12 protein-coding genes are annotated in these 16,643 nt (G+C 68.0%); 4 read left to right on the top strand and 8 right to left on the bottom strand.

The genetic code is table 11. The features are described 5' to 3' along the window. Window positions 1-422: 422 nt before the first annotated feature. The 3 genes from ACZ6DT_RS20185 to ACZ6DT_RS20195 form a co-directional block, all read right to left on the bottom strand. Window positions 423-1,118, bottom strand: coding sequence for a type 1 glutamine amidotransferase domain-containing protein (locus ACZ6DT_RS20185; protein ID WP_465597166.1), 696 nt, complete (start codon window positions 1,116-1,118; stop codon window positions 423-425). Window positions 1,119-1,638: 520 nt separating this feature from the next. Next, window positions 1,639-3,222, bottom strand: a complete 1,584-nt coding sequence (locus ACZ6DT_RS20190; protein ID WP_465597168.1) for a hypothetical protein — start codon at window positions 3,220-3,222, stop codon at window positions 1,639-1,641. Then, entirely contained in the window at window positions 3,207-3,980 is a 774-nt protein-coding gene (locus tag ACZ6DT_RS20195) for an ABC transporter ATP-binding protein (RefSeq protein ID WP_465597170.1), read from the bottom strand. Before ACZ6DT_RS20195 ends, ACZ6DT_RS20190 begins: the two co-directional genes overlap by 16 nt. A gap of 118 nt (window positions 3,981-4,098) precedes the next feature. On the opposite strand from ACZ6DT_RS20195, the gene ACZ6DT_RS20200 reads away from it, so the two are divergent. Together ACZ6DT_RS20200 and ACZ6DT_RS20205 are read left to right on the top strand one after the other, a co-directional pair. Further along, complete coding sequence (locus ACZ6DT_RS20200) at window positions 4,099-5,349, top strand: sensor histidine kinase (protein WP_465597173.1); 1,251 nt, start codon at window positions 4,099-4,101, stop codon at window positions 5,347-5,349. After that, on the top strand, window positions 5,346-5,996 hold the full coding sequence (locus ACZ6DT_RS20205; RefSeq protein ID WP_465597176.1) for a response regulator: 651 nt from the start codon (window positions 5,346-5,348) through the stop codon (window positions 5,994-5,996). Before ACZ6DT_RS20200 ends, ACZ6DT_RS20205 begins: the two co-directional genes overlap by 4 nt. A 97-nt stretch (window positions 5,997-6,093) precedes the next feature. On the opposite strand, the gene ACZ6DT_RS20210 is transcribed toward ACZ6DT_RS20205, so the two are convergent. The 4 genes from ACZ6DT_RS20210 to ACZ6DT_RS20225 are packed head-to-tail and all read right to left on the bottom strand — an operon-like array spanning window position 6,094 to window position 10,279. Continuing rightward, window positions 6,094-7,365 (bottom strand): MFS transporter, encoded by a 1,272-nt coding sequence (locus ACZ6DT_RS20210; RefSeq protein ID WP_465597179.1) that lies wholly within the window; start codon window positions 7,363-7,365, stop codon window positions 6,094-6,096. Then, window positions 7,362-8,510 carry a GNAT family N-acetyltransferase gene (locus ACZ6DT_RS20215; protein ID WP_465597182.1) on the bottom strand — a complete coding sequence of 383 codons (1,149 nt, stop codon included), beginning with the start codon at window positions 8,508-8,510 and terminating at the stop codon, window positions 7,362-7,364. The genes ACZ6DT_RS20210 and ACZ6DT_RS20215 overlap by 4 nt, the downstream gene beginning before the upstream one ends. Continuing rightward, window positions 8,507-9,508 carry a GNAT family N-acetyltransferase gene (locus ACZ6DT_RS20220; RefSeq protein WP_465597185.1) on the bottom strand — a complete coding sequence of 334 codons (1,002 nt, stop codon included), beginning with the start codon at window positions 9,506-9,508 and terminating at the stop codon, window positions 8,507-8,509. Before ACZ6DT_RS20220 ends, ACZ6DT_RS20215 begins: the two co-directional genes overlap by 4 nt. Before the next feature lie 30 nt (window positions 9,509-9,538). Next, complete coding sequence (locus ACZ6DT_RS20225) at window positions 9,539-10,279, bottom strand: SDR family NAD(P)-dependent oxidoreductase (RefSeq protein WP_465597188.1); 741 nt, start codon at window positions 10,277-10,279, stop codon at window positions 9,539-9,541. Window positions 10,280-10,357: 78 nt separating this feature from the next. On the opposite strand from ACZ6DT_RS20225, the gene ACZ6DT_RS20230 reads away from it, so the two are divergent. Then, window positions 10,358-10,864, top strand: a complete 507-nt coding sequence (locus ACZ6DT_RS20230; RefSeq protein ID WP_465597191.1) for a hypothetical protein — start codon at window positions 10,358-10,360, stop codon at window positions 10,862-10,864. A gap of 153 nt (window positions 10,865-11,017) precedes the next feature. Beyond that, entirely contained in the window at window positions 11,018-13,012 is a 1,995-nt protein-coding gene (locus ACZ6DT_RS20235; RefSeq protein ID WP_465597194.1) for a hypothetical protein, read from the top strand. A 984-nt stretch (window positions 13,013-13,996) separates the two neighbouring features. Here ACZ6DT_RS20235 and ACZ6DT_RS20240 read toward each other — a convergent pair. Further along, window positions 13,997-14,869: a hypothetical protein gene (locus ACZ6DT_RS20240; RefSeq protein WP_465597197.1), complete on the bottom strand. Its 873-nt coding sequence runs from the start codon at window positions 14,867-14,869 to the stop codon at window positions 13,997-13,999. Window positions 14,870-16,643 lie beyond the last annotated feature (1,774 nt).

The raw sequence follows: 16,643 nt of genomic DNA on the forward strand, positions 1-16,643 counted from the left end.
TGTGCTGCGGGTTTTACCGACAGACCGTGGGGGGCGACGGTGTCGCGAAAGCCACTTTCGGGACGTCAGGCGTCGCGAAAGTGGCTTTCGCGACGCATCTCGACCATGGGTTCAGTGAGGGCTACGGCATCGGCGTAGCGAAGGCCCCCTCTTCGCTGCCACACCCTGCCCCCGAGGTTGCGAAAGTGGCTCACGCAACCTGCCACCTGCGCCTTACGCCTCAATAGTCGTCGACCTGCCGATCGAGTTCGAGCACGTCCTCGGCCGCGAGCGTGACCAGCACGTGGCGGTGAGCATTTTCGTGATCGAATAGAGCCGGAAAAGGGGGTCCTGTGTCTTGGCGTGTCCGGTCCCATGCCGTCACCGTGACATACCGCTGTGACGCGGGACCACGGTGCTCGGGATGAGGCCGGCGGTATCGGTCATGGGGCCCGCAGTGCGGCGACGACGGCCTCGCCGACCGCGCGGGCGCTGCCTGGGTTCTGGCCGGTGATCAGCCGCCCGTCGGTGACGACGTGGGGATCGAACGGTTTGTCGGCGATGCTGTAGTTCCCACCTCGTTCGGTCAGCTCGTCCTGCAGGCTGAACGGGACGGCGTCGGCGCGCTGCGCGGCTTCCTCCTCCGCCCAGGAGAATCCGGTCACGTTCTTGCCCTTGACCAGTGCGTCGCCGCTGTCGAGGGTGACGTCCAGCAGTCCGGCCGGGCCGTGGCAGACCGCCGAGACGATCCGGCCGCTGTCGTAGAAGCGCGCCGTCAGCGCGGCAAGGTCCTTGTCGCGGAAGTCGAACATCACCCCGTGGCCGCCGGTGAGATAGATCGCGTCGTAGTCCTCGACGTCCACGTCGCCGGCCTTCTTGGTGTTCTTCAGCAGGTCCATGAACTCGCGGTCCTGGTAGCGCCTATCGGTGCCGAGTTCACCGAGCACGTCGTGGGCCAGACTCTCGGGGTCGATCGGGACGTAGCCGCCGGCCGGGCTGGCGATGTCCAGCTCAAACCCGTTGTCCTGGGCGTAGTCGTAGAAATGGGTCAGCTCGCCGAGCCAGAGCCCGGTCCGCATCCCCACCGTGTCGTACTCGCGAACATTCGTGACAATGATCAGGATCTTGCCGGTAGCCATGAGGTACCTCCGGAAGTCGTCTTCGGAATTCTTGCCCGCGGCCGGCTAGCCGCTGCGCTCAGCCTCGTCCCGGGCCTGGTGAGGCACGCGGGAGAGCGATGACCCCAACTGCCGCTCAGCAGTTCCGAGAGCTGTCAGTACCGCGTGTTCGGCCTGTTCGAGGTTCGACTGCGGCGCCACCCATCCCGGATCACGGTCTGACTCGGCGTCAGGTATCGACATGCGTTCAAGTGTGCTCTCAGATCACACGCACGCAACTCGATCGATCGACGTACAAAGCCTTGCCGGGCAGCTCGGACGACGGGGAACAACACGGTGATCCACTGAAGCTCGATGCGCCCCCGTCACCCGCTCCCGGGATCGCGCCGAGCTTCAGTGGGGTGGCGGTCGCGTTCTGGTCGAGCCGTCCGCCTGGCCCGGTGATGGTGTCTTTGGCGACCACGGCGCCGATCACACCTGCCGTCACGACCTCCAGACGACGTTCACCGTGCCGAAGGTCGATCCACCGGATCCGATCTTGTCAGCTTCGCCGGAGCTTGGCGAACGTCTCGGGCAGCCGCGTCGCCAGCCTCCGTGTCGCGATGGTGCCACCCAGCCAGGCACCGGCGACGGCGTTGACGAGTGCCACCGCGAGGGTCGCCGCGGGGAACCAGCCGGGGAGCGAGTCCCCGGCGAAGGTCAGCGCCGCGGCCATCGCCGAAGTCGGCGCCGTCGCCCACAGCTGGATCTGGAACGCCGCCAAGATCCCGGCGGTGTTCTCCCCGGCGTCCGTGGCGTTGACCCGCTTGTGCGGATCGACCCCGGGCGTCGCGCCGAGCACCGACATCACCACGGCGGTGCCGCAGCCGACGCCGAGCAGGGCGATCAGCACCGCGAGGATCGGGACGGCATAGTCGAAGATCCCGGTCACGGTCATCATCGCCAGTGACAGGATGACCCCGGATAGTCCGAAAAGGACGGTGATGGCGAGCTGGCGGCCACGGATGTCGGCGCGTACCGCGTCCCGGCTCTCGGCCACCACGAGTTGCCAGAGCGCGGTGCCGTCCTGGCCGTAGAGGTTCGCGCCGCTGAGCGCGACCGTCAACGCGACGGCGACACCGGCCAGACCGGCGATCTCGGGCAGGCCCGCGATCGCGCCGTACACCGCGGTGAACACACCGAACCAGATCGCCGAGCGAATCTCCAGGCTCCGCCACGGATCCCGCCACCAGGTGCGGAGTTCCTTGCCGACGACGGCGCCGAGCGGGCTCGCCGGCAGCAGCCTGGCCCGGGTCAGCACCCGGCTGCCCCAGGGGCGGCGGCGACGGCGCGCGGTGCGATCGCCGACATGCGGTGTCAGCGACGCGATCGCGGCGAGGGTCACGCCCGCGGTGACGGCGGCGAGCAGGAGGATCGAGCCCAGCGCGGGCAGCGGCCGCCCGGCCGCCATCGCGTCGATGGCCCGCACGGGCAAGCCGAACGGCGTCCACTCCAGCGCCCCGCGCGCCGGGACGGCTCCGAAGCCTTCGCGCAGGAACGCCGGGATCGAGTTCAGCACCGGGCGCACCACGACCCAGCCCGCCACCATCGACGACAGCAGCAGACCGTATTGGACGGCCGCGAGTTCCACGCCGAGGTGGGTCCGCATCGCCGCGCCGAGCAACGCGTAGACCGTCCGGGAGAGCGCGACCACGAACACGACCAGGAGTACCGCGCCGACGAGGGCCGTGACGGCCGAAGCGATCGCGGTGGCATCGGTCGCCGTGGCGAGGGCGTACGGGATCAACGCCAGCGCGGCGATCGCCGTCACCGCACCACCGACTCCGACGAACGCCGACGCGAGCAGTCCCGCCCCGAGCCGTCGCCGGGGCAGCGGCAGCAGGGTGAAGTACTCCGGGCGGAGCATCGCGGCCCCGGAGGTGAGAACCGGGCCCACCGTCCATCCCGCGACCCAGAACGCGAGGACGAGCAGCAGGACATCGGCGCGGGCCACGGGCTCGGCGACGAACCCGATCGCGAAGGTGCCGACGGCCGCCACGATCCCGGCGACCAGCCCGAGCAGCCGTTTCCAGCTGTGTGTGTGCCGCTGGATCGTGAGCTTCAGCCGGATCAGGTCGCCAACCACAGCAGCTCCTCCTCCCCGACACCGCGATCGCCGACGAGCCGGACGAAGACGTCCTCGAGCGTCGACTCCCCACGCACCTCGGAGAGCGGGCCGCTCGCCACGACGCGGCCGTCCGCGATGACGGCCACCCGGTCGCACAGGTTCTCGACCAGCGACATCACGTGCGACGAGATGACGACCGAACCGCCCGCCGCGACGAACCGCAGCAGCATCGCCCGCAGGACCCGCGCCGAAACCGGGTCGACGGCCTCGAAGGGTTCGTCGAGCACGAGCACCTTGGGCGCGTGCAGCAATGCCGTGGCCAGGCCGATCTTCTTGCGCATCCCGGTCGAGTACTCGATCACGAGCAGCCCGCGTTCCTCGGCGTCGTCCAGTTCGAGGATCCGCATCAGTTCCGTCGCCCGTGACCGCACGACCGCCGCGTCCATCCCTCGCAGCAGTCCCCAGTAGGTGAGCAGTTCGCCACCGGTCAGCCGCTCCGGCAGGGCGAGCCCGTCCGGCAGTACCCCGAGCATGGTCTTGGCCTCGGCCGGTGCGGACCAGACGTCGACGCCGTGGACGACGGCGGTCCCGGCGTCCGGCCGCAGCAGCCCGACGGTCATCGCGAGCGAGGTGGTCTTGCCCGCGCCGTTCGGGCCGACGAGCCCGGTGAGAGAGCCCGTCGGCACGGTGAGGCTCACGTGGTCGGCGGCGGTTTTCCCGGAATACGTCTTCGTCAGCCCGTCGAGCCGCAGCGCGGGCGCCGTTTCGGTCAGCATGGACTCACGATGGCGGGTGCCACGCGCGCGGCGCTTCGGTCCCGGGGACACGTCCTCTGGCCGGGTGGCCGCGAAGATCATGGCCACTTGTCCGGGCTGTCCTCCCTACACTGCGAGGATGGCCGTGACGGTGGACCGGTGGATGCTGCCCCGCGAGCTCGCCCGCGTGGACGAGCCGGGTGAGCCCTCCGGCGCGCGCACGCCCCGGGACTGGGCCTCGGACATCACGATGTTCGCGATCGCGGTGCTCGTCTGGTTCCTCGAGTTCGAGTACTTCGTGCTCCCCGACGTGCTCGGCCTGCCCACTTGGGCGCGGGTCGCCGACGCGGTCGCGGGGGCCGCCGTCTGCCTGGCGATCTGGTGGCGGCGACGGTTCCCGGTGGCGATCGGACTGCTCGCGGCGACGGCCGGGGCGGTGGCGAACACGGCGGCCGCGGCGATGATCCTCCTGCTCTTCTCGCTCGCGTTGCACCGTGGCTGGAAGCCGGCGGTCCCGATCACGGCGCTGGCGGTGCTGATCAGCGTTCCGTACATCCATGCGTTCTTCCCCGGGGCGGCGGACCAGCCGTTGCCTTGGCTGATCAGCCTGGGGCTCGGGGCCGCGCTCGTGGTGACGGCCGGAATCGGTGTCCGCGCCCGCCGTCAGGTCGTGCACGCGCTGCGGATGCGCGCGGAAGCCGAGCGGCGCGGGCACATACGCGAACTGGAGGACAGCCGTCGCGCCGAACGCCAGCGCATCGCGCGCGAGATGCACGACGTCCTCGCACATCGGATCTCGCTGCTCGCGGTGCACGCGGGTGCCCTCGAGTACCGCACGGCGCAGGCGGAACGCGGTGCCGCGCCGGAACCTTCGGCGGCGGAGGTCCGGGACGTGGTGGCGGTCGTGCGGTCCAACGCCCACCAGGCGCTGGACGAATTACGGGAGGTCCTCGACCTGCTCCGTCAGCGGTCCGACGATGAAGACGGACGTGAGGCGCCGCAGCCGACGGTCGACCGGTTGCCGGTTCTCGTCGAAGAAGCCCGGCTCAGCGGGCAGGAGGTATGCGCCGACTTCGCCGAGGGGCTCGGAAACCTGCGGCCACAGGTGCAGCGCACGATCTACCGGATCGTCCAAGAAGGACTGACGAACGCCCGCAAACACGCTCCCGGCGCCGCCGTCGACGTGCTGGTGAGCGGCCTCGGGGCGGGCGAGGTGCTGGTCCAGGTGGCCAACGCCGCGCCGATCGGTGTCACTACGAGCGAGATCCCCGGTGCGGGAGCGGGCCTGATCGGCCTCGCCGAACGGGTCGCACTGCACGGCGGGGAACTGACCAGGGAGATCGACGAAGGGGAGTTCCGCATGCGAGCCCGGATACCGTGCGCGTCGTGATCAAGGTGCTCGTGGTCGACGACGACCCTCTCGTGCGCAACGGCCTCAAACTCATGCTCGGCGGGGCGGCCGACGTCGAAGTCACCGGAGAGGCGGCGGACGGCGCCGACGTGGCGGACATCGTGACCCGGCTGCGGCCGGACGTCGTCCTGATGGACGTGCGGATGCCGGTGCTCGACGGGATCGCCGCCACCGCGGCGCTCGGCCGCCGCACCGGGGAACCCGCACCCGCCGTGGTCATGCTGACGACGTTCGACGCCGACGAGACCGTGCTCGCCGCGCTGCGTGCCGGCGCCGCGGGATTCCTGCTCAAGCACACGCCACCGGAGCAGATCGTCGACGCGGTCCGGCGTGCGGCGGCGGGTGAACCGGTGCTGTCGCCGGACGTCACCCGGAGTGTGATCGCGATGGCGGCGCGGAAAGGACCGGACGCCGGTTCCGCGCGGGCCCGGATGAACCTGTTGTCCGAACGGGAACGCGAAGTCGCGCGCGCCGTCGCCGAGGGCTTGAGCAATGTGGAGATCGCTGAACGGTTGCATCTCTCGCGGTCCAGCATCAAGGCGACGATCTCCAGCGCGCTGACCCGGCTCGGCCTCGCCAACCGGATCCAGCTGGCGATCATCGCCCATGAGGCAGGTCACTCTTGATCTCCACCATGGTGGAGGTTGGATGTCGATTTCCTTCTTCCGTACTGAACACAGCCGCTCCCGCCGTGGTGAGACCACCCCGATGAGCGCCACACCCCTACGTTGACCGTGTCTCTGTCTCCGGCCCCCGGTAGTGACGCATGCGGCTGAAGGCGAAGAGGACGCAGCTGATGGTCAGGCAGGCTCCGCAGAGCCACATGGCGGCGCGGAGTCCGGCGAAGGCGCCGAGGTAGCCGCCGAGCAGACCGCCGAGGGGGACGGCGCCGTCGATGACCAGGCGGTACGACCCGGTGACGCGGCTCAAGTGGTGGGAGGGCACGATTTCGGCGCGGATGCTGAGTGCGTAGACATTGAACACCGCAAGGCCCGCCCCGTGAAGTACGAGACCGGCGAGCAGGATGGTGATCACCGCGGCCGGTGCCCCGGTCGCGGCGGGTACGGCGAACAAGGACACCGAACTGATCGCCATGGCGAGCACGGTGGCGCCGCCGCTGCCTGTTCGCCGTCCGATGCGGCCGGCGAGCAGCGCGCCGGCCAGTGCGCCGGCGCTCCCCGCGGCCAGCAGCCCGCCGAGCAGGCTCGCCGACAACCCGAGTGTCTCGATGCCGTACAGCAGGTACAGCGTCAAGATCGCTTGTTCGAAGCAGTTGAACACCGCTGACTGGGCGGCGAGGGTACGCAGATGACCGTTGCGGAAGGTGAACCGCACTCCTTCACGCATGTCACGCCACAGCGACGGGGAATTTCGGGGCGGTGGCCGCGGTTCGACTCGCTTGATACGACTGATGCCGATGGCCGCGAGCAGATAGGTCATGGCGTCGACCAGTAGGACTAAAGGGGCGGCGAACATGCCGACGAGCAGGCCGCCGAGCCCCGGTCCGCCGATCTCGGCGATGGAATAGGTGGATTCGAGCCGGGAGTTCGCCGGCACCAATTGGTCTCGTTCGACCAGCGTCGGCAGGTAGGACACATAGCCGATGTCGAAGCATACGGTGAGCGTGCCGATGAGCGCGCTGATCACCAGCACGGCGGCCAGGGTGAGCCAATCGGCCAGGAAGAGCAAGGGGATCAAGCCCAGCAGGGCCGCCCGGCCGAGGTTGGTCAGCACGAGCAGCGGGCGGCGGCGGTGGTTGTCCAGCCACACCCCGGCGAGGAGCGCCATCACCAGGACGGGCGCGGTCTGCGCCGCCTTGAGCCAGCCGAGCTGCTCAGGGCCGGCGCCGAGGTGAAGGATCGCGATGAGGGGTAGTACGAGCAGGGTGATCTGGCTGCCGACCTGGGACAGTGTCTCGCCGCCCCAGAGCTTGGTGAAGTCGGTGTTGTGCCAGAGGCTCCGGGAACGGCCGGTATCGGCCTTCCCGTCGGTCACGGCGGGTCCATCGCCCAGCCGCCGAGGTCCCATTGCGACGGCGGGGCCAGGTTCGGAGCCGTTTTCGGGTTGTCCGCGTACCGTCGGTAGAGCTCGGTGTTGTGCTGCCTGATCTTTTCGGCGGCGTTCGTGAGCGCTGCCTGACCGGAGAGCTCGACCAGCCACAGCGGGCGCAGGTCGGCACCGCGGAATGCCTTGGACACGGTGTTCTCGATCCCGGCGTGCAACCATCCGGCGCCGATTTCGACACCGCGGCGAAGGGTGCTGTAGTACATCAGGTTGAAGTACTCGGACGCGTCCTGCAGCAGTTCGTAGTCGAACCCGACCCAACGCACGTACAAGGTTCCGTGCCAGGGGTAGTAGAGACAGAAGCCCGCGAGTTCCCCGGCCGCGGTATGGCAGAGGGCGACCGTGGCGTCCTCCGGCAGGGTTTTCGCGTGATTCTCCAGCGCTGCCAGCTCGGTCTTCGGGTCGGTCTGGTGGCCGTACCGATTCAACGTGGCGGCGGCGAGCCCGCCGAGGTCTCGGTAGTGGTCGGCGAGCTTGGCGTGGGACACGGTATGCCCGGCTTGGTCGAACTTCCGGACGTCCTGCCGGACCATGCGACGGCGGTTGGCCGACAGCGATGCCAGCCAGGCGTCCCAGCCGCCGTCCGGAATGCGGATCCAGGCGTCGACGTCGAGCAGGACCGGCGGTGCGGTGACGCCGGCCTTGTGCAGGGCGCCGGCGTCCTCGGAAGTCAGATACATGGCGACACAGGATCGGTCCGGACCCACCCGGTGCCGCAGCCGGTCGATCAGGTCGGCGACCGCGTCGGTGGCCGGTTCACGGTCTCCGCCGAGCAGATTCGTCCGGTACCCCTCCCGAGAGCCGACGAGCAGTCCGGACTCGTCGATACATGGCAGCTCGCGTTCGGTGAGCCCGCTGTTCCAGTTGTACCGGGACCAGGACGGCAACTCACCGGAGGTCACGGTGGGCACCGCGCAAACCGGCTCGTCACCGTCGAAGACCACCACGGCGTCGCTGGGGGATCCGTAGTCGGTTTCGCAGAATCGCAGCCAGCCGCTCGACGAATAGAAATGCGGTCCGGCAAGGCGATCCCATTGTTCGGAGGTGAGCCCGCCGAAAGCGGCACTCGGATTCATAACATCTCCGGTGACGTGTGCTGGCAACGAGCGAGTTCCCCGTGCAAGGCACGCAACCGCGGGTCGCAGAATTCGGCGTCGTCTTCTGTCGCGGGGTACCACAACGACCACAGTCGCTCTTCGCGGAATCCGTACTTACGCTTGAAGTCGTCGTTGCCGCGGCCGAATTCGATCCGTCGCCAGCCGCTTTCCCGGTCGGGGGAGAGGAGTTCGTAGAGCAGGAAGAGGTAGGGACTCGCCTCTCGCGCCGCGGCGTGGTCCATACCACCGACCCACAGGTGCAACTGCTCGTCGTGCTCCAGTGCCAGGAAACCCCCCACCGTGCGCCCGTTGAATTCCGCCCGGAACAGCCTGCCGTAGGGCGTGGCGAGAACGGCCTGCATGGTCGGCAGGTCGTAGAGCACCGGCCAGCCGTGCCGGGTGGCCGATCCGTTGGCGAAGCCGATGATCTCTTCGATGGCGTCGGCGCTCGGACTCTGTTCCTCGACGATTCGCACACCGGCTTCGGTCGCCCGCCGCCAGCGCCGCCGCCAATCCGTACGGGCGCTCTTCGAGAGATCGCCCATCACGGGGTCTGCGCCTTCTCCTGGGACACGGTAGTAGGTGTTGTCCAGGCGCACGGTCAGGGCAGGAGGACGGCAGGCGCTCCAGCGGCGCGCGAATTCCTCACGGAGGTTGAGCACCAGGACTCCGTGTGCCTCGCGATCCCGTGCCCGGTCGAGGGCGTCCTCGACCACGTGGGCGACGGCGGCCTCGTCGGCGGCCAGATACTCGGGGCCGAACACCGAATACACCGAACCGATCGTCACCAGGGGGCGTTTCCACGTCGGCCCGGTGCCGGTGTCGATCTCATACCCGTGCCAGAACGGCGAATATTCGAGTAGGTAGGTGGGCGGGTCGTGCTCGCGCAGCACCTCCTGCCGCTCGATCGTGGAGGCGGCCCAAGTGGACGTCCACGCCCGGGTGTCGTAGACGCTGCCTCTCGAATCACTGTCCATTTGCCTCTCCACCTTCAAATTCGGCGCCGGTCACCCGGCCATGCTCGCCAGGCCACCCGCGGTCTCCCCGCCGTCGATCACGATCGCCTGGCCGGTGATGAACGCCGCGTCCGGCGACACCAGGTAGGCACCCAGCGCGGCGATTTCGGCGGGCCTGCCCCAGCGGCCCAGCGGAATCCTGGCTTCACAGGCCCTTAATTCCTCTGCGCTGTATTCGGTTTCCTGCATCGGGGTCAGCACGTAACCGGGGCAGATGGCGTTGACCCGGATCCGCGGCGCCAGTTCGAGCGCCAGGGTCTGGGTCAGTGAGAGCACACCGGCCTTGCTGGCGTTATAGGGGGCGTATCCGGGCATGCCCACCAGTCCGCTCACGGAGGCGGTGTTGATGATGATTCCCGATCCGGCGGCGGACATCCGGCTCGCGGCTTGCTGGGCCACCAGGAAAACACCGGTCAGGTTCACCGAAAAGGTGTTCCGCACCTGGTCTTCCGTCGTTTCCAGGAAGGTGGCGCGAGCACTGATCCCGGCATTGTTGAACAAGACGTCCAGCCCGCTCCAATGGCGGTCGAGGTCCCCGAACGCCGTCCGTACCGCGTCGGCGTCGGCGACATCGGCCGTCAGACCGAAAGCGATCCGCGGCTCGTCGCGCAGTGCTTGTGCCAAGGCTTTTTCGTCGCGGTCGAGAATGGCGACGTCCGCACCGTCGTCGACGAACCGGCGCACTATCGCCGCGCCTATTCCGGAGGCCCCGCCGGTCACCAGGACTCGCATGCCGCCACCCTCCCAGCCGGTTGGCATCCGTGGCCGTCGAACAAGCTAGCACGCTTGTCCGCCGAAGACTCGTCGATCATGAGAGCCCCGCCTTTCCCGCATCGTTTACTGTTGGCGCATGTCTTTCCCGGTGAGCGAAAACCTGGTGAGGTCGCGCTGATCCGGCCCGGTCCGATCCAGGGCGGTTCGGTGCACCCGTATCTGCGGCGCCGCCGCGGCGAGGAGGCGTGGTCGCACGCGCATCCGCTGTTGGCATGGCCCTTGGACCGCACCCTCGGCGTCCCGTTGTTCCCGGAACAGGTGTGCAGACGGCCACCAGCGTCGGGTCGTTCAGCGCAGCCGCGGCGCGCGAGGGGCGAAACGGTCCGCGGCGAAGATGGAACGGCTCCGGGACCGCGACGTCGTTCGAAGGTGCCGTGGCACAAACGAACTGGCAGCGTCCGCTCATGCCGAGAAGGGGGGCCTCTGGTTCTCGGCGGTCCGCCGGTAAGCGAGTTCGTGGCGGGCGATGAGGGCTTCAGGGGTGATCAGCGCCAGGACCCGCGGCCGGGACGGACGAGAACCCGATGTGCCGAGACCGCGTGAACTCGAATCCGCCCGCGAGCGGATACGAGGTACATGGTCCACTCATCGAGCGAGAGGCAGTTGATGAATCGGGCAAGCACGCATTTCCGGCGAACTGCGTTACTGAGTACGGCGCTGGTATCGGGGCTGCTGGCGGTATCGGGCGTACAGGCGGTGGCGGCACCGGTCTACCAGCTGACGCTGCGTATGATCGACCGCAACGGCGCCGTGGCGACCGCGAACTCTCGCGCGACGTTCGACGTGATCAGCCTCAGCGGGGGCGGTCGTGAAAGCGACGTGCCGGCCGGGAGCACCCTGCGGTTGCCCGCTGACCGTTACGCGCTGGTGGGCAGCCTGATCACACCGCGCCCCGGGCTGGATCCCTCGATGGCCGCGATGGCCCACCCGGAACTCAACCTGACGCGCAATACCACCGTCACCCTGGACACCCGCCAGACCGCGAAGGTCACCGCGAACGTCGACCAGCCAGAGGTGACCGGGGGCAGTTCGGCGGTCGAGCTGGGAGTGCGCCTGGGCCCCGACCAGACGCAGTCGATGGTGTTCCCGTTCGAGCAGCGTTTCCAGGAAATGTTCGCCGGCACCCTGCCGGGCACCTCGTCGGCCGCCTTCTACTTCGGCGCCAGCCACCGCCTGGAACAACCACGCCTGGAACTGTTCGGCGAACAGCCGAAGCGCTTCCCGGTCCCCACCGCGGCGATCGGCGCACCCCTGCCGGTGGGGTCACGGACGCCCGCGCTGGCGTTCGGCGGCGCGGGTCGCCCGCAAGACTTGGCCGGAGTCGAGGTGCGCGACCGGCTGGTGGTACTCGAACTGCCCTGGGACACCACCCCGGAGACGCTGGCCGCGCGAGTCGCCACGGTGCGCGAGCACGGTGGCGCGATGGTGGCCGCATGGCTGCCCCTTGCCGACGCGGTGCGCCAGGGCACGGAGCTTGCGGGACAGCCGGGCAGCCGAATCGCGGCCGCGACGGCCACCACGAAAATGTCCAACACGCTCACTGGCTCCAAGACCGCCGGGGCACTGGCACTGCCGACCGTCCAGATCGCCGGCGCGAACGCCGAGCGGTTCGCCGCGCTGGCCCGGACCGGTGACGGCACCGCGGCCGTGATCGCCCGCCCGGACATCCGGGACGCCTATGAACTGTCCTTTCCGGCCACCGGGCGGGTCCCGGCACAACTCGAGCACTCGGTGCGGAAGTCCGAACTCGCCGCGGTGACCATGGCTTTCCACGGCTATTCGGCGGAGTCCCCGTCTCAGATGCACGCGATCCACCGGGTGGCAGGGGTACGCCTGGGAATGTCCCGGCTGGGCTATGGAACACCGGGGCTCGTACGAGCGGAACGCCAGGAGTACTACACGCCGGGTACCTGGTCCTTCCTCAATACGCTGGTGAGCCAGACTCCGAGCATCGGCGGTGACCTGCGCAGTGAGGAGCTCTTCGCGGCGGGCAAAAGCTACCGGCTGGCCTGGAACGGGGCGGTCACCGGCCCCGGCTTCCGTGGCAAGCGCGCCTATCCGGCCGACAGTCCCTGGGCCGCACGCACCGCGCAGGAGATCAACATCAGCATCCCGTTGTTCTCCGACGGTGCCGGGCACACCGCAACCGCGGACCTGGACGCGCCCGGTGACCGCGGCAGCACCGCGCTCTACCGTGAAGGCAGGCTTTTCGGTAGTCAGGCGACTCCCGGGCGCGCGGTGTTCGTAGCGCCTACCGAGGAGGCCGGTTACCGGCTGACCACCGAGGCGGAGCGCGACGAACCCTGGGCACCGCTGTCCACCAAGGTCTCCGCCGAATGGACCTTCCGCAGCGGGCACGTCCAGGGACCGACCCGAGCGCTGCCGCTGCTGGAGGTGCGCTACACCCCGGCAGTGGATCTGGCCAACACCGCGCCGGGCGGTGGCGCCTTCACCGTCCCGGTCACCGTGTCCCGGCAGGACGGTCCCGCCGCGATCACCGACCTGCAAGTTGAAGCGTCCTACGACGGCGGTGTGAACTGGCAGCCCGCGAAGGTGAGCGGGCAGGACGGCCGGTACAACGCCGAACTCCGCCACCCAGCGACCGGATCTGTCTCCCTGCGTGCGAAAGCCGCCGACGCCGACGGGAACACCACGACCCAGAGCATCATCCACGCCTACCGACTCCGCTGACACCGGTTGTTCCCGCCCTTCAGGAGAATCAGTGGGCGGGAACAACCGCAAGTCAGGCGAAAACGGCGTGTTCGAGCGCTGTGCCGGTGTCCGGTCCCTCACCGCGTGGATTTCGGGCGTTGGATGACCCAAAATCCACACACCCCCTCATCCGACACCCTCTCTGTCCCTCAAATAACGGCGTCCAACGCACTCACATGCCGCGATGAGGACCTCCGGTCAGGCGGCTGGACCAGCCCACGCTGCCCGGTCGCCGCAGCCGCAGGCTTACCTAGCCGAGGAATTGCCAAGAGTTTGAGACTGATCATAGTGACGTCACCGTAAGACAACCGAGAGCGCCCAGGTCGCATATGCTCGACATGTCACGAGCGGTGAGACCCTACAGGTGTCTGCAGGGTCTCACAGTTCGTGTCATTATCTCACCGACCATTTCCCGCATATGTCGTATAAGTGAAGTGGCAGTTTATCGGGTGACACCGACAGAGACGTCGCCGCCGACTTCCGCGCACCACCGTTCCGGGACTTCGCCTACTGGACGGACCGGGCGGACGTCCCGGTGAATGTTCACCCGCACCAAGCGGCGAGTTCACTGGTCAAGGACACGATGTCACCACCGCACTTCGGCAGCCGGGTACGGCACCGACGCGACGACCACCGCACACATCGCGCTGCGGCCGGCACGCTCGCAGCGGACGTTACGACAGCCCTCCACGTGTGCCCGTGCCCAGACCAACGTTCATGTCCACCGTCTATCACGCCGGTCCGGTCTCCGGGGAAAAACGCAACAGCTCCCCTTCGCGAGCATGCTGATCATCACGGAAAAGAACTTGAGTTCGCGACTAGCTCCTTTTGAGCATCAGGAGCGCTCGATGCCGTCGTGCATCACGCCGGTGACCTCGTCGTCGACGGGAGCTGGCTCGGCGAAGAGGAAGCGCCCGCCGAACCCTCGGGCGGATTCGGCAGGCGCCACCCCGACAGACGTGCTCAGCGCCCACGTGTGGGGCGGAGTTCCTCTGGTTCGAACAGGCCGCGTGTGTAGCTCAAGGTCTTGAAGGCCCAATCGGCTTCGATGCCTTTTTTGCCGGTCTTGAGATCGTACACGTGCGCCACATACCTGCGTTTACCTGACATTTCGCCCTTGTCGTAAAGGCGTTCGAGCACCAGGTCGGGGCGGCTGCGGCCGGGATAGCTCGCGCTTCCGTTCAGGTTGAACGGGGCTTCGGCCCGCAACCGGTAAGCGCCGGCGTACGGGCCGAGGATTTCTGCCTGCCTGGCGGTGATGATGCGTTCGAAGATCGCGTGGATCTCCGATCCGTCCAGCCGAGCCGTCAGGCCGTTCAATAACTTATGCGCGTCGGATTCCTTCTCTTCGAGGACTTTCAGCTCCTCTTCGCTGGCGCGCTCCGCAGCTACTTCGGCCGCCGTGTCCTGACGGAGCCTAGTCGCCGCTTCAGCTTTCTTCGTGACTTCATCGAGCAGTGCGGCCCGGTCGCCGGTGTATCGCCGGTCCTCTGGCCGGGCGCGGAATTCAGCGTCGGCTTCATCGACGGCTTGCTGGATTCCTTCTCGAATGTGTTCGCGTATCCGGACAGCCTCCCGGATTCGAGGGATGTCCCGTTCCCTCCAGACACGTGCGTCCGCCGGAAGCCCGTCCCTGGTCCGGGAATCGGCTGCGGGCTCGCCTGAAGACTCTTTTCGCTGACGTTCGGGCGTAGGCCGCCCTTCAATCGCCACCTCCGCGGAGTCATGATCCGCGATTTCAGCGTCAGCTTTTTCTTCCTCCTCCGGCTGGTCGGCTTGAGACCAGGTCGGTGAAGTGAACCGGACTCCGGGAATGTCGGTGATCAACGGAGCCATCGGATTCTGCTGATCCGTCGGCAGGAGAGGCACACGAAAGTCCGGCGAACCCGGCTCGATCCACTCGCCCCGGGGCGAGTTCCGCTTCCAGCTCTGCGGGTCCGGGCCGCCCGGAGGGGCAGGCCGTTCGGGCACCTCCAGTAAGGAATCCTGTTGTTCGGACGGGAGGACGGGCACAGGAGAGCCCGGCGAGCCCGGTTCGATCCACTCGCCGCGGGGCGTGAGTCGCGGGTCGGGCGGCACCCAACCAGGCGGGACCGTGTGGCCTGGCGGGGCCGGTCGTTCGGGCACCAGCGGCGGCATCGTGTTTCTATCTCGGTCCGGCGTGGGTTTTCGATCCGGCAGTAGAGGCAGCCGTGGGTCACCGTCGCCCGGCGGTACCGGGTACACCGGCCTCTCCGGCGTCCGTTCCGGTTCCGCGCCGACGCGGTCGTCGCCGATCGTCCCGGCGATCACCCCGGCGCCCGCGACATCGGCCACCAGCGGAGCCGCCTTCCCGTAGTCCGGACCACTGCCACGTGGAGCCGGACCGCCATCACCACCGGCCCTGCCGCCCGCACCCTCGCTCCAAGATGGTCCGCGACCCGTTCGTGCGGCCGGGCCTCCCGTCGGGCCTGGTCTGGTGAGGACCCCGGTGCTCGCGCCCCTTCCCCCGCCTGCGGCGGGGAGGCCGCGCCCTACCGGAACGCTCGTTGCGGTCGGAGCATTGACTGCGACTGGGGCCGCCGCTTCTGGAGCCCTACGCCCGACGTCGGGGCTTGTCCTGAGAGATGTGTCCGGCCCGACCTTGGTGGCCGGAGCGGGCGCGCCACGGCTTCCCGGCGAGGCGGGCCAATTCTTTCCCGGCACCTGCGTCGCCGGCGTTTCAGCGGCACGTGACGTGTTTCCCCGCAGATTCGACGGCCGCGGCTTTCGGGCCGCTGACAAGGCATCGTCAACTGCTCGGACAGCAGACTGTCCAGCTCGCTTCATCTTCCCGCCGATCGGAAAATGATCTGCGGCCTTCTCCCAATTTCCTTCAACTCCGTAGAGGGCCGCGTTGGCGCCGGCGAAAGCTGCTCCTGCAACTGGGGCATTACTCCAACCTTCGAGAGCGCCATGCGCGATATCGCTCAGTGGCTTAGGGTTTTCCATCACGGCGCTTCCGCACTGCACCGAAGTTTCACTTCCCGGAGTCGCGTCCGACGGCCAGCCTCCACAGGCTCTGATCGGGTCGGCTTTGGGCGCCGCCTTTGTCACGTCGGCGTTCTTCCCGGCCTTCGCAGCCTGCCTGCCTATCGCGCGTTGCGTCTGCCTCTCCGGTGATCCGGCATCAGCGGCTTTGCGCTTGTCATCCGCTTCCTGCTTCAGGTCATCTGCGGCGTTCTTCTTCTGTCCGGCCTGTCTTCCCTTCGCGCGTTCTCCCTGCCTCTCCGGTGACCCGGCGTCGGCGGCTGTGCGTTTGTCCTCGGCATCCTGTCGTATGTCATCCGCGCTGGAACCTCCCTTTTGCGGCTTCTGCTGAGATGCCTCCTTACCTCAATGCCACTTAGTTAAGCCGTACGTTTCAGGACGTTCGGGTGCGGGTCATAGTGTTCCTGCTGGTGGCGAGGCGTCTTGATGGGGAATGTGTGACGGTTGCCCTTCTTGCAGACTCGCGGGTAGGTTCGGTGTCGTCGCTTGTTGCGCCGCTCTACGGTTTCCTGGATCGCCCGATCATGGTTCAGGCGTGCCGTTTCGGGGGGAAAACACCGCTGGGTCGGTGACCTGGCGGCGGATGATGTTCAAGGTTCTG

Source organism: Amycolatopsis sp. NPDC041971 (assembly GCF_055588925.1).

Coding starts and splice junctions, on each gene's coding strand:
- ACZ6DT_RS20185 (WP_465597166.1), bottom strand. CDS start 1,118: ATGGCTACCGGCAAGATCCTGATCATTGTCACGAATGTTCGCGAGTAC.
- ACZ6DT_RS20195 (WP_465597170.1), bottom strand. CDS start 3,980: ATGCTGACCGAAACGGCGCCCGCGCTGCGGCTCGACGGGCTGACGAAG.
- ACZ6DT_RS20200 (WP_465597173.1), top strand. CDS start 4,099: ATGGCCGTGACGGTGGACCGGTGGATGCTGCCCCGCGAGCTCGCCCGC.
- ACZ6DT_RS20215 (WP_465597182.1), bottom strand. CDS start 8,510: ATGAATCCGAGTGCCGCTTTCGGCGGGCTCACCTCCGAACAATGGGAT.
- ACZ6DT_RS20220 (WP_465597185.1), bottom strand. CDS start 9,508: ATGGACAGTGATTCGAGAGGCAGCGTCTACGACACCCGGGCGTGGACG.
- ACZ6DT_RS20225 (WP_465597188.1), bottom strand. CDS start 10,279: ATGCGAGTCCTGGTGACCGGCGGGGCCTCCGGAATAGGCGCGGCGATA.
- ACZ6DT_RS20230 (WP_465597191.1), top strand. CDS start 10,358: ATGAGAGCCCCGCCTTTCCCGCATCGTTTACTGTTGGCGCATGTCTTT.
- ACZ6DT_RS20240 (WP_465597197.1), bottom strand. CDS start 14,869: ATGGCTCCGTTGATCACCGACATTCCCGGAGTCCGGTTCACTTCACCG.